At 41.9% G+C, this 22248-nt stretch carries 20 protein-coding genes; 2 read left to right on the top strand and 18 right to left on the bottom strand.

Going from position 1 to position 22248, the window contains the following annotated elements; translation table 11 throughout:
• Positions 1 to 58: 58 nt before the first annotated feature.
• The 9 genes from ACIQCE_RS07625 to ACIQCE_RS07585 form a co-directional block, all read right to left on the bottom strand.
• On the bottom strand, positions 59 to 328 hold the full coding sequence (locus ACIQCE_RS07625; protein ID WP_400494263.1) for a hypothetical protein: 270 nt from the start codon (positions 326 to 328) through the stop codon (positions 59 to 61).
• Between the two features lie 276 nt (positions 329 to 604).
• Positions 605 to 1897, bottom strand: a complete 1293-nt coding sequence (gene eno, locus ACIQCE_RS07620) for a phosphopyruvate hydratase (RefSeq protein ID WP_353854541.1) — start codon at positions 1895 to 1897, stop codon at positions 605 to 607.
• A gap of 29 nt (positions 1898 to 1926) precedes the next feature.
• The gene (gpmI, locus tag ACIQCE_RS07615) at positions 1927 to 3462 is read right to left on the bottom strand and encodes a 2,3-bisphosphoglycerate-independent phosphoglycerate mutase (protein ID WP_400494261.1); all 1536 of its coding nucleotides are present in this window, start codon (positions 3460 to 3462) and stop codon (positions 1927 to 1929) included.
• Positions 3455 to 4216, bottom strand: a complete 762-nt coding sequence (gene tpiA, locus ACIQCE_RS07610; RefSeq protein WP_353854539.1) for a triose-phosphate isomerase — start codon at positions 4214 to 4216, stop codon at positions 3455 to 3457. The genes gpmI and tpiA overlap by 8 nt, the downstream gene beginning before the upstream one ends.
• A 30-nt stretch (positions 4217 to 4246) precedes the next feature.
• Positions 4247 to 5431: a phosphoglycerate kinase gene (locus tag ACIQCE_RS07605; RefSeq protein ID WP_353854538.1), complete on the bottom strand. Its 1185-nt coding sequence runs from the start codon at positions 5429 to 5431 to the stop codon at positions 4247 to 4249.
• 213 nt (positions 5432 to 5644) lie between these two features.
• On the bottom strand, positions 5645 to 6652 hold the full coding sequence (gene gap, locus ACIQCE_RS07600) for a type I glyceraldehyde-3-phosphate dehydrogenase (RefSeq protein ID WP_353854537.1): 1008 nt from the start codon (positions 6650 to 6652) through the stop codon (positions 5645 to 5647).
• 33 nt (positions 6653 to 6685) lie between these two features.
• Complete coding sequence (locus ACIQCE_RS07595) at positions 6686 to 7723, bottom strand: sugar-binding transcriptional regulator (RefSeq protein WP_400494260.1); 1038 nt, start codon at positions 7721 to 7723, stop codon at positions 6686 to 6688.
• A gap of 291 nt (positions 7724 to 8014) precedes the next feature.
• Positions 8015 to 9457: an amino acid permease gene (locus tag ACIQCE_RS07590; RefSeq protein ID WP_400494259.1), complete on the bottom strand. Its 1443-nt coding sequence runs from the start codon at positions 9455 to 9457 to the stop codon at positions 8015 to 8017.
• 69 nt (positions 9458 to 9526) lie between these two features.
• Entirely contained in the window at positions 9527 to 10729 is a 1203-nt protein-coding gene (locus ACIQCE_RS07585; RefSeq protein ID WP_400494258.1) for an ornithine--oxo-acid transaminase, read from the bottom strand.
• Positions 10730 to 10916: 187 nt separating this feature from the next.
• On the opposite strand from ACIQCE_RS07585, the gene ACIQCE_RS07580 reads away from it, so the two are divergent.
• Complete coding sequence (locus ACIQCE_RS07580) at positions 10917 to 12362, top strand: sigma-54 interaction domain-containing protein (RefSeq protein ID WP_400494257.1); 1446 nt, start codon at positions 10917 to 10919, stop codon at positions 12360 to 12362.
• A 40-nt stretch (positions 12363 to 12402) separates the two neighbouring features.
• On the opposite strand, the gene ACIQCE_RS07575 is transcribed toward ACIQCE_RS07580, so the two are convergent.
• On the bottom strand, positions 12403 to 13125 hold the full coding sequence (locus tag ACIQCE_RS07575) for a FadR/GntR family transcriptional regulator (protein WP_400494256.1): 723 nt from the start codon (positions 13123 to 13125) through the stop codon (positions 12403 to 12405).
• 156 nt (positions 13126 to 13281) lie between these two features.
• Positions 13282 to 14580 (bottom strand): RNA polymerase factor sigma-54, encoded by a 1299-nt coding sequence (gene rpoN, locus ACIQCE_RS07570; RefSeq protein ID WP_400494255.1) that lies wholly within the window; start codon positions 14578 to 14580, stop codon positions 13282 to 13284.
• Positions 14581 to 14650: 70 nt separating this feature from the next.
• Here rpoN and yvfG point away from each other — a divergent pair, with 70 nt between their 5' ends.
• Positions 14651 to 14872, top strand: coding sequence for a protein YvfG (yvfG, locus tag ACIQCE_RS07565; protein WP_353854531.1), 222 nt, complete (start codon positions 14651 to 14653; stop codon positions 14870 to 14872).
• 165 nt (positions 14873 to 15037) lie between these two features.
• On the opposite strand, the gene ACIQCE_RS07560 is transcribed toward yvfG, so the two are convergent.
• From ACIQCE_RS07560 to ACIQCE_RS07530, 7 genes are read right to left on the bottom strand one after another with little or no spacing between them, the layout of a single operon-like run.
• Positions 15038 to 16183, bottom strand: coding sequence for a DegT/DnrJ/EryC1/StrS family aminotransferase (locus tag ACIQCE_RS07560; RefSeq protein ID WP_400494487.1), 1146 nt, complete (start codon positions 16181 to 16183; stop codon positions 15038 to 15040).
• Positions 16184 to 16218: 35 nt separating this feature from the next.
• Positions 16219 to 16908, bottom strand: coding sequence for an acetyltransferase (locus tag ACIQCE_RS07555; protein WP_400494254.1), 690 nt, complete (start codon positions 16906 to 16908; stop codon positions 16219 to 16221).
• Positions 16871 to 17464: a sugar transferase gene (locus tag ACIQCE_RS07550; protein WP_400494253.1), complete on the bottom strand. Its 594-nt coding sequence runs from the start codon at positions 17462 to 17464 to the stop codon at positions 16871 to 16873. Before ACIQCE_RS07550 ends, ACIQCE_RS07555 begins: the two co-directional genes overlap by 38 nt.
• A 20-nt stretch (positions 17465 to 17484) precedes the next feature.
• A complete protein-coding gene (locus ACIQCE_RS07545; RefSeq protein WP_400494252.1) occupies positions 17485 to 19014 on the bottom strand; it encodes an MATE family efflux transporter in 1530 nt (509 codons plus the stop codon).
• 28 nt (positions 19015 to 19042) lie between these two features.
• A complete protein-coding gene (locus ACIQCE_RS07540) occupies positions 19043 to 20074 on the bottom strand; it encodes a polysaccharide pyruvyl transferase family protein (protein ID WP_400494251.1) in 1032 nt (343 codons plus the stop codon).
• 15 nt (positions 20075 to 20089) lie between these two features.
• Positions 20090 to 21112 (bottom strand): glycosyltransferase family 2 protein, encoded by a 1023-nt coding sequence (locus tag ACIQCE_RS07535; protein WP_400494250.1) that lies wholly within the window; start codon positions 21110 to 21112, stop codon positions 20090 to 20092.
• Between the two features lie 26 nt (positions 21113 to 21138).
• Positions 21139 to 22242 (bottom strand): EpsG family protein, encoded by a 1104-nt coding sequence (locus ACIQCE_RS07530; protein WP_400494249.1) that lies wholly within the window; start codon positions 22240 to 22242, stop codon positions 21139 to 21141.
• Positions 22243 to 22248 lie beyond the last annotated feature (6 nt).

The raw sequence follows: 22248 nt of genomic DNA, 5'->3' as shown, positions 1-22248 counted from the left end.
GTTTCATTCATAACAAATGACCAAACCTCACAGTATGGTCATCTGTTACATTCACTTGTTAGTAACCACATTTGATTTTAATGTACATGCCTAAAAACTTGAATTCACCTAAAAATTTAGCGCCTTTTCCAAACGTTTTACATGCCCAAATCAGTGTTGCAACAGACACGATTCCCAAAATGGCCACTAGGATATAAATCCAAAATGAGTTTTTCTGTACATTCTTAGAAGATAGAATGCGCTCTTTCCTTTCATTATAGTTCGCCAACAGTTGGAGTATATACATATACACGCCTACTGGAAAACGAAGACTAAAAGGATTCACCATCTCATCACCCCCTAATTTATGTAAAACGATACCATCTTTATACAGTTAACAGAAGTTTATTTATGATCATATTTTTAGAAATGTTTTCATGATTTATTTCTTATAAATTGGCGTGCATTCGGCTTCTCACCTGACAGAAGCATTAGATTTGACAAAAAAAGGATATGGCAAACGAAGCAAAACCGAAATATTCTCATGTCAGCTAGGTCAATCGTATAGAAATAAAAAAAACACTGCGACCCACTCTATCAAAGAGCTAGTCCCAGTGTCATAGCATTACTTATTCAAGTTGTAGAAAGTCTCAATGCCGTGGTATTGTGCAGTTTCAGCCAATTGATCTTCGATGCGAAGTAATTGGTTGTATTTCGCCACACGGTCCGTACGAGACGGAGCACCTGTTTTGATTTGTCCAGCGTTTGTTGCAACGGCGATGTCCGCAATTGTGCTGTCTTCTGTTTCACCAGAGCGGTGAGAGATCACTGCTGTGTATCCTGCACGTTTTGCCATTTCGATTGCATCAAACGTTTCAGTTAATGTACCGATTTGGTTTACTTTGATAAGGATTGAGTTACCGACACCATTTTGAATACCTTCAGATAGTTTCTTCGTATTTGTAACGAATAAGTCGTCTCCTACTAACTGAATTTTGCTGCCAAGTCGCTCAGTTAATAGTTTGTGACCTTCCCAGTCATTTTCATCAAGACCATCTTCAATAGAGATGATTGGGTATTTCGATACCAATTCTTCATACCAATCAACCATTTCAGCAGATGTTTTTACAACACCTTCGCCTGATAAATGATATTTACCATCTTCTTTGTTATAGAATTCAGAAGATGCAGCATCCATTGCAAGTTTCACTTCTTCACCTGGTTTGAAGCCAGCTTTTTCGATCGCTTCTACAATGGTTTGAAGAGCTTCTTCGTTTGAACCAAGGTTTGGGGCAAATCCACCTTCGTCACCTACAGCTGTGTTTAAACCTTTAGCACTTAATACAGACTTTAAACTATGGAAGATTTGTGCGCCCATGCGAAGTGCTTCACGGAAGTTTGGAGCACCTACAGGCATAATCATAAATTCTTGAATGTCTACGTTATTATCCGCATGCTCCCCTCCATTTACGATGTTCATCATTGGAACTGGAAGCGTTTTGGAATTGAATCCACCAAGGTATTGGTAAAGTGGAATCTGTAAGAAATCAGCAGCCGCACGTGCTACAGCGATGGATACGCCAAGGATAGCGTTTGCGCCTAATTTCCCTTTGTTTTCTGTTCCATCAAGCTCGATTAACAATTTGTCGATCGCCACTTGTTCTGTTACATCAAAGCCTAAAAGCTCTGGTGCGATGATTTCATTTACATTATTTACAGCGGTTAGAACACCTTTTCCAAGGTAACGGTCTTTGTCTCCGTCACGTAGTTCTACAGCTTCATATTCACCAGTAGAGGCACCACTTGGAACTAATGCACGACCAAAGCCGCCAGATTCTGTGTATACTTCTACTTCAACTGTTGGGTTCCCGCGAGAGTCTAATACTTCGCGTGCATATACGTCAACAATGTATGGCATGTTTATTTCTCTCCTTTTGAATCAATTTGTTATTTTTGAATCAATGATGTTCCTGTCATTTCTTTTGGCTTTTCAAGACCGAGTAAGTCTAAAAGTGTTGGAGACAGATCTGCTAAAATGCCGCCTTCTCTTAGAGTCACGCCTTTTTTCGTCACGATCACTGGGACAGGGTTTGTTGTATGTGCAGTATGCGGCTTCCCTTCTTCGGTAATCAGCACGTCTGCGTTACCATGGTCTGCCGTGATGATGGCATGTCCACCTTTCGCTAGGATAGCGTCGACTACTTCTCCTAAGCACTCATCCACTGCTTCAATTGCTTTAATCGTTGGTTCAAGCATACCTGAATGACCAACCATATCTGGGTTAGCAAAGTTCAGAATGATCGCATCATGCTTATCGGCATTGATGTCTTTAACAAGTGCATCCTTCACTTCGTATGCGCTCATTTCCGGCTTTAAGTCATAGGTGGCTACCTTAGGTGAATTGATCAGGATGCGATCTTCTCCAGGAAATGCTTCTTCACGTCCCCCGCTCATAAAGAAAGTGACATGAGGATATTTCTCTGTTTCAGCAATACGCAATTGTTTCAATCCATTTTGAGAAATGACTTCTCCAACTGTGTTATCCAAGTTCACTGGTTTGAAAGCCACATAGCCATTGACCGTTTCACTAAAGTGTGTAAAGCAGACGAAGTGTAAATGCTTCGGATGTGCTTCTCCGCGGTCAAATGAGCGGAAATCTTCATTTGTGAAAGTGTTTGAAATTTGGATCGCACGGTCTGGTCTGAAATTATAGAAAATCACAGAGTCTCCATCGTTTACTTTCGCAACAGGCTCACCATTTTCTCTTGTAATGACAGATGGTATCACAAATTCATCATAGATTCCATTCTCATACGAGTCATCAATGACATCATAGATGTTTTGATAACTTGGACCTTCACCATACGCCATCGCACGATACGCTTTTTCCACACGATCCCAGCGTTTGTCACGGTCCATTGAGTAGTAGCGCCCAGAAAGCGTAGCGACTTCACCGACACCAATTTCCTTGATTTGTTCTTCAAGTTGCTTTAAGTATTTTTTCGCAGTCTTCTGACCAACATCACGTCCGTCCAAGAAACCATGAATGTATACTTTTGTTAAGCCCTCTTTTTTCGCTAGTTTCAACAATGCAAATAGATGCTGGATATGGCTGTGTACACCACCATCTGACAAAAGACCAAACAAATGAAGGGCTTTGTCATTTTGCTTGGCATCATTCATTGCGTCTAGGAACGTTTCGTTTTTCTCAAATTCCCCATCACGGATAGCCACATTCACTCTTGTTAAGCTTTGATACACAATGCGCCCTGCGCCAATGTTCAAATGTCCAACTTCAGAGTTACCCATTTGACCTTCTGGCAGGCCGACTGCCTCACCTGATGCCGTTAAGGTTTGATGCGGGAATTCATTCCAGTAGCGGTCAAAATTCGGTTTTTTTGCTTGCGCAACAGCGTTACCTACGGTTTCGCTTCTTAAACCGAATCCATCTAAGATGATTAATGCAACTGGTTTTTTACTCATATTGACCTTCCTCCAATAACTGAACGAAAGACTGAGGTTCTAGGCTTGCGCCACCAACCAAAGCACCGTCAATATCGGATTGTGCCATATATTCTTTAATATTCGACGGCTTCACACTTCCGCCATATTGAATGCGAAGGCTGTTTGCCGCTTCTTGACCAAATTCGCTTGCGACGGTTTGGCGAATGTGCGCACAAACATCATTTGCATCTTTCGCTGTAGAAGATTTACCTGTACCGATAGCCCAGATTGGTTCATATGCAATAACGGATGTAGCCACTTGCTGCTCAGTTAAACCAGCTAGTGCTTTTTTCACTTGGTCAGCAACAAGCTCATTCGTTTTACCCGCTTCACGTTCTTCAAGCGTTTCACCTACACAAATAATAGGAACGATACCATGCTTGAATGCTGCATGTGCCTTTTTGTTCACTGTTTCATCTGTTTCAGCGAAGTATTCGCGGCGCTCTGAATGTCCAATGACAGAATAGCCGATGCCAAGATCTTTTAGAGCAGCAGGGCTGATTTCACCAGTGAACGCACCGTTTTCTTCAAAGTGCATATTTTGTGCACCAATTTTTAGATTTGTTCCGTTTGAAAGGCTGTTTAGCTTTTCAAGGAAAAGCGCTGGTGCACAGACAATAGATTCCACTTTGTCAGGAGATGGAATAGATGACTTCACTTCTTCAACGAAGCTCACAGCTTCGCCAAGCGTTTTGTTCATTTTCCAGTTCCCAGCTATAATTGGTTTTCTCATGATTGACACTTCCTTATAGCAGTTTTGGTCTTATTTATCGTTTAATGCAGTAACACCTGGAAGTTCTTTGCCTTCCATGAATTCAAGTGAAGCACCGCCGCCTGTTGAAATATGGTCCATTTTATCGGCAAGACCAAATTTTTCAACTGCTGCTGCTGAGTCTCCACCGCCAATGACAGAATATGTATCTTTCGCTTCTGCCAGTGCTTCTGCGATTGCTTTCGTTCCTTCGGCAAATGCATCAATTTCAAATACACCCATCGGCCCGTTCCAGACAACGAGTTTGCTCTTTTTAATGACATCTGCATACATGTCTCTTGTCTCTGTTCCAATATCAAGTGCTTCTAAATCACTTGGGATTTCAGAGATTGGCACAATGCTTGTATTTGCATCATTTGAAAAATCGTCGGCTACCAGAACATCTTTCGGAATGAGAAAGTTCACGCCTTTTTCTTTTGCGCGGTCCATAAAGGATTTCGCAAGATCTACTTTGTCTTCTTCTAATAAAGATTTCCCAACTTCGTAGCCGAGTGCTTTGACAAATGTATAAGCAAGTCCGCCGCCGATGATGAGGTTGTCCACTTTATCAAGAAGACTTTCGATCACACCGATTTTATCCTTTACTTTTGCGCCGCCGATAATGGCTGTAAATGGACGATCAGGGGTAGAAATAGCTTTTCCTAAAACCTCAAGCTCTTTTTGCATGAGAAAGCCCGCAACAGCCGGAAGATATGCTGCAATACCAGCTGTCGATGCATGTGCACGGTGTGCAGCACCAAAAGCATCATTGACATACACATCCGCTAAATCAGCAAACGCTTTTGATAATTCAGGATCGTTCTTTTCTTCACCAGGATAGAAACGAACATTTTCAAGTACTAGCACGTCTCCTTCTTTTAAGTCAGAGATCTGCTTTTTTACTTCGTCGCCATATGCTTCATCTGCTTTTTTTACTTCTTGTCCAAGAAGTTCTTGCAGACGCTTTGCAACAGGTGTCAGACGAAGCTCTTCAGTTACTTGACCCTTCGGACGACCCAAATGACTAGCTAGTAGTACTTTTGCGCCTTGTCCTGTTAAATACTTAATTGTTGGTAATGCAGCGCGGATTCGAGTATCATCCGTGACTTCTCCGTCCTTCATTGGCACGTTAAAGTCTACGCGGCAGAAAACAACTTTACCTTTTACGTCAATGTCTTTTACTGATTTCTTATTCATGCTCGTCAGGAGATCCTCCTTTATTCTGGTTTCCTTACGCTTTGGACTAATCTCTTTTTATCCTTTTCCCATTTCGCCCTCATCAAAACGAGAAATCGTGCAGAACAGATCAAAACAGAGAAAAAGGGAAAGGGATGCTTCCCCTTCCCTTGTCCGTCTTCATTATATCGTGTCTCCAGGAAAGAACCAAGTGAGTTCCTTCAGTCCGAGAAATTAAAGTCCTTGTTTTGCAATGTAAGCTGCAAGATCTACTACGCGGTGAGAATATCCACTCTCATTGTCATACCAAGAGATCACTTTCACCATGCTGCCTTCCATCACCATTGTAGAAAGAGCATCAATTGTAGAAGAGTTCGCATTACCATTGTAGTCACTAGACACTAATGGCTCTTCACTGTAGCCAAGGATTCCTTTAAGTTCTCCTTCAGCCGCTTCTTTCAGTGCTGCATTTACGTCTTCAACTGTTACATCTTGGTTTAATTCAGCAACAAGGTCAACTAAAGAAACGTTAGGTGTTGGTACACGCATTGCGCCACCGTTTAATTTGCCTTTTAATTCAGGCAATACAAGTGAAACTGCTTTTGCAGCACCTGTAGAAGTTGGGATGATGTTTTCTGCCGCTGCACGAGCACGACGATAGTCTTTATGCGGAAGGTCAAGAATCTGTTGGTCATTTGTGTATGAGTGAACAGTTGTCATCATACCGCGTTTGATACCAAATTTATCGTTAAGTACTTTTGCAAATGGAGCGAGACAGTTTGTCGTACAAGACGCATTAGAAATGACATCGTGTCTAGCTGCATCGTATTTGTCTTCGTTTACACCCATAACGATTGTGATATCTTCTTCGTTAGCAGGTGCAGAGATGATGACTTTTTTAGCGCCAGCTTCTAAGTGTTTTGCAGCGTCTGCACGTTTTGTGAAGAATCCAGTAGATTCAACAACGATTTCTACGCCTTGTTTACCCCAGCTTAATTTTGCAGGATCGCGTTCAGCTGATACTTCAATTGTTTTGCCGTTCACTACTAAGTTTGTACCGTCTACAGAAACCTCTGCATCTAGTTTTCCGTGAACAGAGTCATATTGTAAAAGGTGTGCTAGCATGTTAGCGTCTGTTAGGTCGTTAACTGCTACTACCTCAACTTCAGGATTGTTTAATGCTGCACGAAATACGTTACGTCCAATACGTCCAAATCCGTTAATACCGACTTTTACTGCCATGATGTTTCCTCCTTTTATAAGTAACAAAAATTTTTATATTGAGGGATCAATTGACTCCCTTAATAACTCTTTTGCGGCTCCTTCATCTGTAACAAGAACCGTTCGGCGGGGTTTCTTGAAATAAGCTTCAATGGCTCCTGCCTTTGATGATCCACCTGCAACGGCAATGATGTGTGGAATGCTTTCTAAGTCATCTAACTGCATGCCTACGGAGTGAACTTTGTGTACAACCTCACCATCACGATTAAAGTAATAGCCAAAGGCTTCTGTCACTGCATCATGCTCATCAATCTTTTTTAAATCTTCAACTGGTGTGTTTCGTCTCATTGCCATTGTTTTTGCTTCACCGATCCCATGAATCAGCATCGTAGATGATTTAATCGTTTGAAGCACTTCTTTGACTGACGGCTCTTCAATAATAGAAGAGTAAGCACCTTCTGATAGCTGTCCTGGAACAAATAGTAGCTTATAAGTACCGGAAGCTTTTTCTGCCATGTGGGCACAAATGGTGTTTGCCTGATTTTTTACATTCTCTCCAAGACCACCTCGTGCAGGGACAAACATCATGTCACGATTTTTAGCATCAGGGGTCATCATCTCGGCAACGGCTTCCATCGTCGTCCCGCCAGTGACGGCGACGATATTATTTCCAGTAAACCTTTTTTTCATACATTGCACAGCGGCTCTTCCCATTTCTTGCTTCACCCATGGGGATTCGTCACTGTCGCCAGAAACGATGATCACTTCTTCTAGGCCTAACTTTCTCTTTAGTGCATTTTCCAAAAAGGTTAAACCTAAAACATCTTTCATCATTTCTTCTAGCATTTCTAGCAAAGCATGACCTTCACTTGTCAGCATCATACCGCTTGTTTTGACATCTAATAGGTTTTGTTCTTTTAAGAATTGAACTTCTGCTCTTAAGATGCGCTCACTGATACCAAGACTCGTTGCAAGGCTTCTCCGCCCAATTGGTTCAGCTAACCTGATGTACTGCAGAATGTCATAGCGTTTTTGCATAACAGCAAGAAGATCTGGCAATAATTTTTTTTGAGCTTCCAATAAATGATTCATGGCTAACGACCCTTTCTTTTCACGTTGGACAAAAAAAGTCCCACTGTGACAAAAAACGTCCCGCCACAGCCAAAAAAAATCAATCCCTGCTTTCTTTCATCATTTTAACAGGAACATCTTGTATTTTCAACTCTTACAAATACATCTAAACAAAAAAACAGACACATTTTCACCGTCTGCTTACTTGTCTTCAAGGTTCTGGCAATGTGTTCCTTTTTCAAAAAATATTTTTCTTTTATATAAGATCATGAAAACGCATTGAAAAAGTGCAGGCTGAATGAATCAGCCTGCTCATATTTTAGAGATGATGTCTTGTTCTTCAGCCAGTTGCTTCGGTTTGATTTTGACATAATAAATGATGTAGCAAGCTGCCATGAACGGAATCCCGCAATACAGACCGATTCGCTGATCCTCAATAAAAAATAAACTGATAAGAACAATCCCAAAAGAGATAAAGCCTGTCAATGGAACAAATGGATACAGCGGTGTACGGAAGACGAGATTCTTCACATCTCCTCCTTCTTTTATGAATCGCCTTCTAAAGAAATACTGGGACAAACAGATGGACATCCACACGACCACAAGGACCATTCCTGAAATGGAAATAAGCCACACATAAACAGTTTTTGGCGCCACTACACTTGTGAGCAGTGATAGAGCTGAAACACCCATTGTCACCAATAGGGCATTGATGGGAATTTTACGCTTGGACAATTTTTTCGTAAAGGCAGGACCTTTTCCATCTTTAGAAAGCGCCCACAGCATTCGAGATGACGCATATAAACCAGAGTTCGCTACAGACAAGACGGCGGTGATGATAATGAAATTCATGATATCTGCGGCATAAGGTATGCCCACTTTGTCTAACACCACCACAAACGGACTATCAATTGATCCTGCTGTCTGCCAAGGGAGAAGTGCGGCGAGAACCGCAATTGATAAGACGAAAAAGAGCATCGTTCTCCAAACAATATTCCGAATGGATCTTGGCAGTGTTTTCTCTGGGCTTTCGCTCTCCCCTGCTGCGATTCCTACTAGTTCTGTTCCCTGAAAAGAGAAGTTAACAGTCACCATAGTTAATAAAATAGCAAAAACTCCGTTAGGAAAAAGACCGCCATGATCTGTCAAATGATGAAATAGAGGAGCGGGTTCTCCGCCTTTCAAATGAATCATTCCAAAAATTGCGCCAATTCCAACAATAATGAACAATAAGATGGCGCCAACTTTGATGGCTGAAAACCAAAACTCCGTTTCAGCAAAGCTCCTCACTGATACCGCATTGATGGCAAATAAAATCACACTAAACGCAAGACACCAAAACCAAACAGGAATATCAGGAAACCACCTTTGTAGTAAAATACCTGCTGAAGTAAACTCTAATCCAATCGTACACGCCCAGCTAAACCAATAGAGCCATCCAATCATAAAGCCTGTAGACGGTCCAATATACTTGGTAGCATACTCTTGAAATGAACCTGCTGTTGGCATTGCGACCGCTAGTTCACCGAGACAGAGCATCACCAAATACATCAAAAGGCCGCCAATGATATAAGAAAGAATTGCTCCTCCTGGTCCTGCCTGATGAATAATCAATCCTGACCCAAGAAAAAGACCTGTTCCGATGACACCGCCTAATGCAATCATAAATAGATGTCTGCTTTTCATGGAACGCTCAAGTTCATTATGCTGTTCTGGCTTCAATCCATTTCCCCACTTTCCGTCTTCTATTCTCATCGTTAATCATTTTTTGACAAAATTCGCCATATCCTTTAAGAAAAAGGGAGAATAACAGGTCATCTCCCTTTACAAAGCCTCTGCTTGAAACAATGCTTCAATTTTGCCAAGCGCCCAATCTAATTCTTTTTTTGAAATGGTAAGCGGCGGTGCAAAACGAATCACTGTATCATGTGTTTCTTTACATAACAGTCCTGCTTGTTTGAGCTTTTCACAATATGGTCTAGCGGCTTCTGTCAGCTCCATTCCAATAAACAATCCACGTCCGCGTACTTCCTTTATCACAGAACTTTGAAGATGTGACAGTTTGTCTTGAAAATATTGACCAAGCTCAAATGACCGCTCTGCAAGCTTCTCCTCTAATATGACATCCAGTGCAGCCATCGATACCGCACAGGCAAGCGGGTTCCCTCCAAATGTAGAACCGTGAGACCCAGGATTAAACACGCCTAAAATATCGCGATTTGCCACCACACATGAGATAGGAAATACACCGCCGCCTAATGCCTTTCCGAGAATCAGCATATCTGGCTCTATCTCTTCCCAGTCACACGCAAACATTCTCCCTGTTCGCGCTAACCCCACTTGGATTTCATCAGCAATAAATAAGACATGCTGCTCCTCACATAGAGCCTTCGCTTCTTTCAAAAAACCTTCTGGCGGCATCACGATCCCCGCTTCACCCTGTATTGGCTCAATGAGAAAAGCTGCTGTATTCGGAGTAATGGCTTCACGCAATGCGTCAATATCTCCATAAGGAACAAGCTTAATCCCTGGAAGCATTGGACCGAATCCTCTTTGATATTCTGCTTCAGAGGAAAGTGAAACGGCTGTCATCGTACGCCCATGAAAGTTCCCCACACAAGCGATGATTTCAGCACAATTCTCTTCGATTCCCTTGATGTCATAACCCCAGCGTCTTGCTGCCTTGACAGCTGTTTCAACAGCTTCTGCTCCTGTATTCATTGGCAGTGCCATTTCTTTGTTCGTAAGCTGACAAATTTTTTCATACCATGGACCGAGCTGATCATTATGGAAAGCTCTCGATGTGAGTGTCACTCGATCTGCTTGTTTTTTTAATGCATCTATGATTTTCGGGTGGCGATGCCCTTGGTTCACAGCGGAATATGCACTAAGCATATCCATATATCGATTCCCTTCAGGATCAATGACCCAAACACCCTCTGCTTCTGAAATCACAATTGGCAATGGATGATAGTTAGTAGCACCATATTGTTCTGTTTGTTGAATCAACTTATTTGTTTGTGTCATATGTTTTATCCTCCTTCTACAAAGTCTTCACTCATATGTTATGCAAGGATTGTGCCAACTTTTTCATCCCTCCATGGCAAGATGTAAATTGCCACCCACATGCAAATTTATTTTGCATGTGCCAATTTTTTATAGCAAACCGCAAAATTTTTCATGTACAATAAACGTATGGTTTGGAGGTGATCCCATGGCAAAAGAAAATCAGTTAGCAAAGCTGGAAAATGAAATTGATCTGTATAAAAAAATGCTCGATTTAATTGATGTCGGTGTCCATGCCATTGACGAGAACGGCAATACCATTGTTTATAATAAAAAAATGATGGAAATTGAATCATTAAAGCGCTCTGATGTTCTCCATAAGAATGTATTAGATTTCTTCGTTTTTCAAGACGAGACGCACAGCACGCTTGTACAAGCACTTCGAACAGGCAAACAAACCGTCCACGCAAAACAGACGTATCATAATTACAACGGAAAAGAAATCACGACCATCAATCATACATATCCGCTTGTTCGAGATGGTGTCATCCAAGGAGCGGTCGAAATCTCTAATGATGTAACAAAATTAGAACGGCTCATTCAACACAATATGAAGAAAAAAGGCAATACACGCTTTACATTTGATTCAATTATTGGGGAAAATCCTGCGTTTCAAGAAGTCATTGAGCATGCAAAACGAGCCACTCGCACCTCTTCCTATGTGCTGATTGTTGGTGAAACAGGAACGGGGAAAGAATTATTTGCCCAAAGCATTCATAATGGCAGTAGCCGCTCCTCTGGACCATTTATTACCCAAAATTGTGCCGCACTGCCTGATAACTTGATTGAAAGCCTCTTATTTGGTACCCAAAGGGGTGCTTTTACTGGTGCCACTGATCAGCCAGGTCTATTCGAACAGGCACAGGGAGGTACACTGCTTTTAGATGAAATCAATTCATTAAACCCTGTTCTTCAAGCGAAACTATTACGTGTGTTGCAAGAAAAAAGTGTAAGGCGACTAGGTAGCACAAACGAAGTGACCATTGATGTCAGGGTCATTGCTAATATGAATGAAGACCCTGTGGATGCGATCGCAGGCGGACGATTGAGAAAGGATTTATTTTATCGATTAGGGATCGTTACCTTATTTATTCCGCCACTTTCTGAACGAAAAGAAGACATTCCAACGTTTGTCAGGCATTTTATTCAAAAGTATAATGAGCTGTTTCAAATGAATGTGAAGGCAGCTGACGATGAGGTACTCGCTCTTTTTCAAACTTATCATTGGCCAGGCAATGTAAGAGAGCTGGAGCATGTGATCGAAGCTGGGATGAATATGATGATGGACGAAGCATACTTAAGTTTGCATCACCTCCCCTATCACTTTCGATGCAAGCAGGGGGAAAATCGTCCTGTCGCCCACATAACAACGAATCCTCCGCTTCAAACAGCGGCTGCAGACACCTTTGTTTATACAAGCTCGGAACATACGGCTGACTTTCAAACCCAAATGGAGCGATTTGAAAAACAGTACATCGTCCATTACTTAGAGAAAATGAACGACAATATTTCACAGACTGCAAGGATATTGGGCATGAGCAGGCAAAGTCTGCAATATCGAATGAAAAAATTAAATATTACTCGTCAAAAATAGAGCTGTGCCCTTTTACGGTACAGCTTATTGTGTATCTTGTTTACCCTATCGGCTCTTGCAGAACATCACTCAGCAGTCTTTCTACATTTTCCAAATGTGTCATCATCGCTTTTTCAGCTTCATCTGGCTGCTTGGCAATGACAGCTCGGTATATTTTTTCGTGATCTTTGTAAAGCTGCCGAATCGAGACTTGCTGCGAAAACAACACAACTTTTCTCGTTTCTCGCATTGCTTCAACTAAGAGTGTCGAGACCTGATTCATTAATGCTTTTAGCAGATCATTCTGAGAGGCTCTAGCTAAGGCAAGATGAAAAGCGAGATCAGCCTCCTCACCAATTTCTTGTTGCACTTCTGCCTGTTTCATTTGTTCAAGCGCCTCACGCAAGCGATCAAGATCATCATCAGTCCGAAGTAAGGCCGCCTTTTTGACGACACCCGTTTCAATCATTGACCTGACTTCAAGAAGCTGCGCCACATCTTTTTGCTTCATAAGAAACGCTGGAGATACACAAAATGTGAGTTGATCAGGATCGAACCGCTTCACATAAGTGCCTTCCCCTTGTTTCATCTCGATTAATCCGATCGCTTTCAGCGCGGATAACGCTTCTCTTACTGCGGAACGACTGACTCGAAAGCTTTCAGAGAGCGCTTGAACCGAATCTAATTTTTCTCCTGGAAGAAGATCACCTGTACGAATGGACTCTGCGATTGCATCCGCAATTTCTTCATATATTTTCTTCGTTTTTATTTGTTTATATTTCAATTGGTTACACCTCATCACTGTTGTCTATCATTTTTGGCTCATGCCCTACAATATACTTTAACCCAAAAGTTCTGATCAGACTTTCACATATCCGCTTCAGACCACTTATTTCATGAAAAAAAGAAGCACGACCTCTTTTCTGGCGCATGCTTCTTTTTAATCATAGCGTTTTCGCATCATTGATGACGGGATATTCATTTGTTCTCGATATTTTGCAATTGTTCTGCGTGATACATGGATGCCAAAGGTTTTCTGGAGCAGGGTCATCATCTGCTGATCGGAGTACGGCTTTTTCTTGTTTTCAGTTTGAATAAGCTCTGCGATATGTGTCTTTACTGTGTAGCTGGAGGCCTCTTCCAATGTATGTCCTTCAAGTTTTGTCTGGAAAAATTGTTTCATGTCCATTAAACCATAAGGGGTTTGAACCATCTTCCCTTTTACCGTTCGGCTGACTGTCGACTCATGAACATGCAATATGTCCGCTATTCGCTTCATAGTAAGCGGTTTCATTTTATGTTTTCCTGTCAGGAAAAAATCGGTCTGATGTGAGATAATCTCACGAACGACATTTGACATGGTTTGTTTCCGCTGTTTGAGTGCTTGAACAAGCCAATTGTACTGCTGGTACTTTTCCTTTAAATAAGCATATGCATCATGCCGCTTTTTATCTTGAATCATGGCTAGGTACCCTTCGTTCAGTTCAATATCAGGAAAGGCACGCTGATTCAGCTCAAATGTAATTTGATCCTGAACAACAGAGATGTACACATCAGGCTCTATATAAATATGCTGTTCTTCATCAGAAAAATGGAGACCTGGTCTTGGTTCAAGTAACGCAACCTCATCTTGAATGGCTTGGAGTGTTTGCATTGAAAAACCTGTTTTTGCCGCAATCTCCTTCCAAGCCTTTCTTGCAAAGAGAAAGAAATGCTCTTCAATGACATGCTCCGCTTCACACCAGCGTTGTTGCTTTCTTCTCAGTTGAAGAAGGATACATTCTTGAAGTGATCTTGCACCGATACCGGCAGGCTCTAAAGATTGAAGCTGGTGAAGAACAGCTTCCACTTCTTCAGCCGAAACTTCTAATACATCTGCCATGACGTCAATCGGTTCATTCAAATAACCATTTGAATCAATGGAATGAATCATAAATTGAAAGATTTTTTGCTTCTTTTCACTCAATTTCAGATCAAGTGACTGTCTTTTTAAATACATTTGCAGACTTTCTTTTTGATGCGTCCTATACGGCTCTATCATTCGTTCTTGTGATCTTTTATGATAAACTGGTTGATAGTTGTCCGTGTCTTTACGCTCAATTAGAGGGTTCTCAAGTGATAGCTGATCAATGTACTCGTTCAGCTCTTCACGATTCAATTGAAGCAGTGTAATGGCCTGCATGAGTTCTTGTGTCAGCACCTGCTTTAATACCTGTTCTTGTTGCAGTTTAAGGCTCATTGTCTCCCCTCCCTCTTATCATTTTACATGAAGATGGATGGACCGTATATACGAAAGAGGAGTGATTTCCATGTCTGAACTTTTTTCCGTTCCATACTTTATTGACAACTTGAAACAACATATTGCAATGAATCAGCATGAGGACAAGATTCATGCGATGAATGCTTACTACCGTTCTGTTGTATCAACACTTGTACAAGATCAATTGACCAAAAATGCCGTCGTATTGAAACGGATTCAAAACCTTGATGAAGCCTATCAACAGGTGAAAAGAGACATGAATGCGAGATGAATTGAAAAAAGCACCCTTTGTCATGATAGCAAAGGGTGTTTGTCATGCATGAAGAGTGCTGACCCAGCCTTGATTTTTGCATCATCAAGAGTCCAGATTGCCCCACTGTATAAATGATAAAAGTAAAGATTGTGCCAAATAGGCGTGAACGCTAATTGAACAACCTTACAGGTGCAAGGAAGGAAAGCTACTGTTATGAGATTGATTTTTTTGCAAAAAGTAACGCAACATGTCAATGATGCGCTCCTGTTGTGATTCTGTCATGCTTGTCCCTGAAGGCAGACAGAGACCTGTTTGGAATAATAATTCTGATTCAGGCACCTCTGGAGCGGTTGTATAGAATAGACAATCCCGGAAGAGAGGCTGACGGTGCAGCGGCTTCCACACTCGTCTTGCTTCAATATGTTCTTTTTCTAAAGCTTCTATGATCTCCATAGGACAAATATGAAGAGCAGGATCGATGGTTATCGTGGTCAGCCAGCGGTTGGATTTGGTTTCTTGATACTCTGGCATGAAATGAATTCCTTCCATTGTGGATAAAGCTCCTTTGTATCGTCCGAAGATACGGCGTTTTTCTTTAACACGCTCGTCCAATACCTCCATTTGAGCAACTCCAACACCTGCTAATAGATTGCTCATTCGGTAGTTGTGGCCCATTTCTTCGTGCTCATAGTGCATAGCGGGTTCTCTTGCTTGTGAAGCAAGAAAGCGGCATCGATCAATAGCCTCTTCATCGTCACTCACAAGCATTCCGCCTCCTGAGGTCGAAATGATTTTATTTCCATTAAAAGAATATACCCCAAACATGCCTATTGAGCCGCTTTTTCGTCCTTTATACGTCGAGCCTAGTGACTCAGCAGCATCTTCAATGATCGGAACATCATATGCTTCACAAAGGGTCACAATTTCATCCATTTTGGCACTTTGTCCATATAAATGAACAACAATGACTGCACGAGGTTTTTTCCCCAGCCGTTTTGCTTCAATTAAGGCTTTCTCTAAGGCTAGTGGACACATATTCCACGTATCCTTTTCAGAATCTATAAAAACCGGCACCGCCTGTTCATATAAAATGGGGTTCGCACTCGCAACAAAAGTTAACGATGAACAAAAAACAACATCACCCTTTTGTACACCGGTTAGTTTTAAAGCCAGATGAATCGCCGCTGTTCCTGAAGACAGGGCCGCTCCTGCTTTGACCCCCGCATAGCCTGCTACAACATGCTCAAACTCATTGACAAATGGTCCTAGCGGCGCAATCCAATTGCTTTGAAAAGCTTCCTTCACTTTCATATATTCCTTTCCGCTCATATGGGGAGGGGATAAATAGATACGGTCCCATTCATTCACGATATCTCACCTTTCCAACGATCTTTTATCACAATAGCTGGAACTCCTACTGCGGTCATATCATCCTGTATATCGCTGGTCACTGCCGCTCCTGCTCCAATGACACTCCAACGTCCAATTGATTTTCCAGGTATCACAACAGCACCTGCACCGATATGGGCTCCCTCGCATACCGAAACATGGCCGGTTAGTATGGCTCCAGGTGAAAGGTGAACAAAAGATGAGAGCGAGCAGTCATGTTCCACGACAGCCCCCGTGTTGATAATGGTGTGTTCACCAACCTTCGCATCTGCTTGAACAACAGCCTTTGCCATAATGACCGTTCCTCGTTCAATCATGGCTGATGGACTAATGGTCGCCGCCGGATGAATAAGCGTTGCATAATTCTTTTTTTCAAGTGTGAGACGTTCAGCTACCTTCTGTCTCGTCTCATTCTGTCCAATGGCAATTAGCCATTTGGCTTCAGGCATATCCTCTCTCAGTTGCTGACTGATTGAAACTGGTCCATAGAGGATGTCATTCCTTGTAATAGTACCTTCATATTGATCATCTAATATGGCAACCAATGTGTGGTCAGAGTGTGACAAAATGAGATCCTGAATGACTTTACTATGCCCACCAGCACCAATTAAAACGATCTTTTGTGGATTATGTGTCTGTGCCTTTAAATTTTTTAGCTGTTGCATGATGAGGCTGCTGCACCCCCTCTGTTTTGATGACTTTCAGCATGGTCATCCATAAAATTTTCAAATCCAGCCAAAAGGATTGATGTTCGACGTACCAGATGTCATATGCAAATTTCTCCTCCCAAGAGATGTGATTTCTCCCGTTCACCTGTGCCCATCCTGTCATACCTGGCATAACAAGATGCCGTCTTGCTTGCTCCTCTGTATACATCGGCAGATACTCCATCAAAAGTGGCCTTGGTCCCACAAGACTGATATCCCCTTTGAGCACATTGATTAGCTGTGGTAGTTCATCAAGACTGAGCTTTCGAATAAGTGACCCTGTTTTCGTTAATCGAAGGTGATCTGCAAGCAGTTCTCCGTTTTCATCCCGGTCATCTGTCATTGTACGGAATTTATACAGCATAAACGGCCGCTCATATAGACCAGGTCTTTCTTGGCGAAAAATCACAGGGGCGCCAATTCTCCACCTGATGAGTCCATAGATAAGAAGAAAAAGAAAGCTGCCTGCTATGAGCAGGATAAGCGCCACGACAACATCGATCATTCTTTTCATGATTGAATCTCCTTTTCACTCTAGCGGGAGACAACTCGATTAGCGACTGCTTGTTTGACTTTACACACTAGATGCACCCGCTCTTGTTTTGTTCCTGCAAATTGATACAAGTAGCCCATGTAGAGAATGAAACAGATTCCCCCAATGCAAAACAGCTCCCACCACGAGGTCACTTGATAGATCATTTGAATACCAACACATATGCTCCATATAAACAAAGCGCCACTAAACGGGACAATTATATGTTTGTAAAAAATCCAGCATTTCTGTTTCGTTATCTTTGATGTATAAAGCGGTAGAAACACGATATTTTTGATCATTAAGACAAGTGCACCCGCTGATGCAATGCCATATAAGCCGAGCTTGAGCATATGAGTGAGTCCATAAGCGAGCAGAACATTGGCAGCCCCTAATATAAGCGTGACAACGGCTGGAATTTTAAAGCGGTTAAAAGCAGCCGGCACGTATGTCAGTGGCAAAAATATGAGCGTCATACACAAATAAGCAGCATGAATCATCAGCAACCATTTTAGTTCTTCAAAGACCGGTCCAAGCCAGAGAAACATTAGTGGACCAGCTAGTCCTCCTAGAAGTGCTGCTGGGAAAGCAACAAATAAACCGCTCCATTTGATGGCGTTTGCGGCATACTGAATGAGTCCCTCTTCATCCTGATTCGAGTAAAATTTTGTAATAGTCGGTGCAAAGACGACAGCTAGTGTACCTGCCAGCGTTCGCAATAATAACGGGAATTGTAAAATGGCAGCATACTTTCCGGTCGCTTCAGCACCAATCAGCAAGTTGGTCATCAATAAATCAATTTGCAAAAACAACAAAATCCCCATTTGCTCAAATGAATGCCATACCCCTGACCTGACAAGGGCGAGACTAGAAGAAAGAGAGACATATCGCCATTTAAATGAAAACCAAGGAATGAGTTTCTTAAAATAGTAGATGCCAAAACCCATAGCCGCTAAACTCCCAATGATGGCGGCGAAAGGAATATGCCAAATGTTTGGCGTTGTGAAAGTAAACAAAAGGACAATGCTCAGCGCCCTGCAAAACATCTGAACGGTCTGTCCAGCACTTGATACATATAGCTTATTGGCATAAAATGGCGCAGCCCCAATGCCTGACATGACGAAATTGAGCATAAATAAAAGACCCCCTAAGATAAAGGCGATCTGAGTCTCATGTGCGAGAGGAAGGGGAACATGGAGCCATTTAATCAGATGCTTAGACAATAAAAGACAAGGTATGAATAAAATAATTGATAACAATACAGAGCTGACGAAATAAGAAGCGAGATAGCTCTGTGCCTTCTCCATTTCCCCTTTAAGTGCAGCAACAGAGAAAAAACGAACGACGACGGCACTCAATGAAGCGGTAATGACCGATAAATAGTTCATCATGTTTTGCGTGAGATGGATCAAACCAAAAGCTTCTACTCCAAGAGTATGAACAATATAAGGGGTCAAGCAAACCGATATAATCATCATCAGGACAAACGTGGTGAAGTTGGCGCTTAGGTTGTAAAGAAACGCGCGGTTCATTGTCTTTTTACACAGCGTTTTAGGACAGTCATCCCGCTTCCTCTCCCTTTTTCCTCTTGTGGTGATCGTGTGTATTCATATAATGGGTAATGGCCTGTTTTACATTTGCATCATTCGGTTCTTTTAAAAGCGTGAGAAACGGGAGGTGTGACACCCATTCATATCCTTCCATCACCTTATGGTCAAAAGATCTTAGGACAACACATGGCGTATTCGTAATTGCACAAAATATCATGCCATGTAAACGATCCGTCACGACCACTTGCGTTTGCCTTAATTGGTTCCATAGTGATGATAATTCTTCTAAGCGTGTTGTTCGATCTACTCGTTTTCCAATCGTCGTTGTAAAAAGAGCGACTTTTTCATACTCCTTTTTTACACTTTGCTGTAATTGACTTCGCTTGTGAGGGGGAAGATAGGCCTCCTTATCCTCTCGTAAACAAAGTAAAATCCCTTCTCTTTTGTGTTTTTTTGACGATTCGTCTAAAGATAGCACCATATCAGGTTGTTTCCACACATCTTTTTCAGGAAAATGACGCTGCATCCATTGATATGTGGTTTGATCTCTTGCCATCAAGAGCAGTCTCGGGTGATGTGCATACGTTTGAATGGCACGACGTTCCGCCTTTTCCCCTTTCTTCGTTGCTGTAAAATGAACGGTAGCGGGCAGTTGGATCAAGGGGTATGAATGAAAGATTTTCATCATAAATTGCCTTATCCATTCCTCATAGCGGTATAAATCCCCCATATTGCCTCCGCCGATGATACAGACAAGGTCATCTGGATGTTTCGCATGTTTCAGTGGACGCGCTAGACGATAAATCTCTCTCGTGCCCACTTCAACGATTTGATATGTAGGAAAATGCTCCTTAAAAAAACGATAGCTGGCATAGGCAATGGCGTGATCACCTAGATTATCATGTGCCGGCAGTAGCGTGAGAATGATTTTCTTCTGCTTGCTCAACTCTGGAAGCTCGCGGCGACTCAGCATATACTCACATGGATATTTCACTTTTAACAACAGCCACTCTGCTACGTGTGCCTTTAATTGTTGAAGCATGAATATGATCACCCCTTATTTCCTCGTTTGATATTCAATCCATTTTTGATAGATTGACATTGCGGCAGAAAGCGGATAGACCCATTGATACTTCGCAAAAAACAGAATCATTCGCTTCCGCATGGTGAGCTTTGATGTTTCCACTTGTTTGACCGCATGCTGAAACGACTCATTTGTGACCATTTCCCGAATATGGTCCAGCCGTTGCTGAAAAGAGAGGGAATTTTGGCTTTTCCATTCATTGAGCATACAATGCAGCGTATGATTGACAATAAAGAAATCCAAGGCCTTCTCATATGGTGCTAAATCTTCATACGTCTTCAAAAACAAACGCTGCACATCATAAAACGTTCGTCCATGTTGAAAATATTGCTTTTGATATCGCTGTACAATCGACGACAGATGTACCCGGTAATAATAAAGAGGTGCATGAACAAAGGCAATGACATTTGATAAATAAAAGCAGCGGAGCGTGACATACTGATCTTCTATATGCTCAAGCTCATCCCGTAGCGGAAAACGGATGTTGTGTTTTTGCATAAAATCACGCCGATACAGCTTATTCCATGAGAATCCTGTGATCTTTCCATGTAATAATGCATCCATTAAATTCGTCTTCTTTTCTGTTTGATATTGTAAGAGATCGGTAGAAAGTGTTCGTCTCGACTGTTCAAACTGAATATAGTATTCACTCACGACAAGATCTGCCCCTGTCATTTCAGCTTTCTGATAGAAAGCCTCACAATAATGAGGTGCAAGTGTATCATCTGAATCAATAAAGGCAATATACGTTCCTTTTGCTTCTTCAATGCCTCGATTTCTCACAGCCCCTAACCCTTGATTAGACTGATGAATCACCCGAAAACGAGCATCCCGCTCAGCAAACGCTTCAATCATTTCCCCAGAGTGATCCGTCGATCCATCATTTACAAGAATGACTTCTATATCCGAAAAACTTTGCTCTGCAATAGATTGAAGGCATTTCTCTACATATTGACTCGTATTGTAGACTGCGACCAATAAACTGATGGCTGGCATGACGACTTGTCCTCCTTTCTTCAAATCTACTTTGAAAAGATTGTCCTAAACGGTAAAACAGAAGAGTCAAATGGCATCAGCATCATGCTGTACAAAATATAACAGACGGCAATGCCTACATACATAAAGAGATTGGTACGCCGCTCAAAAATACGTGTGAAATATGGCAGTAAAATGAGCTGATACAGCCCAAAATAAATATGAAACCTTGCATAAATCACATCTTTCGTTGCAAGGATGCCAAATAAAAAGCCAAGCAAACAAAAATTTACAATATAATCACTGTCTAGTGTTAGCTCACGAAGTCTTTTTCGATAAAAAAAAGCAAGCAGCAGCGGCAGGATCAGCACGCCGATTTTCGTCACATTCATTCCATTGGTATTCGTTGTCAGCCATTCTTCATAATGACCATAAGCGCTTCCTTGCAGCATCACAACAAACAACGAGACGAATCGATCATAAAGAGCCGTTAAACCTAAGAAAACCATACAGAGAACAAGCATCATCCATGACCACGCCTTTGTTCTCACGATAAAATAAACAGGAATCATAATCAGTGCGGACGAATGAAACAATGAACAAAAAAGAACGAGCGGGAAATACAATGTCCACTGACCATTGATCACAAATTTTATCGCATAAAAAAGAACGGAAGCGACCATATACTGCCGCATCCCATTAAACGAGGCATAATAATGAAAGGTTCCGAGAAAAAGTAGCATACTAAGCTCAAAAGGCCTGCCATAATGGTATAGCGTTTTGATAACAAAAAAATAGGTAATCATCCCTACCGTGACATACATGATTTGCGGATGATGAGAGATTTGATTTAATACCCATAACATGAGCGTAAACCCTGGGTCGGTTGCGGCCTTGTCGACTCCAAAACCAAATATATGCCATGGCTTTTCATAATTGACCGAGAACTCGTACATCTGTCCATAGGTTACAAAATCAGTTCCCACTTTGTACCGAATACCTGCTACAATGCAAAGAAATAAAAATGGAAAGAACACCAGAAGCTTGTTAGGTCGCCACCCGCTTTGAATCGTATCATCACGCCTGCCATAATATGCGGCAAAACTCGACCATACATACACCATGATCATATTGACCAAATAAACCGCCATCTGCCA

It is taken from the genome of Bacillus sp. NPDC093026 (assembly GCF_044754665.1).
In the GTDB taxonomy this organism is placed as follows: Bacteria; Bacillota; Bacilli; order Bacillales; family Bacillaceae; genus Bacillus; species Bacillus maqinnsis.
Note: the sequence above shows the minus strand (reverse complement) of the source record. Positions and strands in the feature narration are given on the sequence as shown.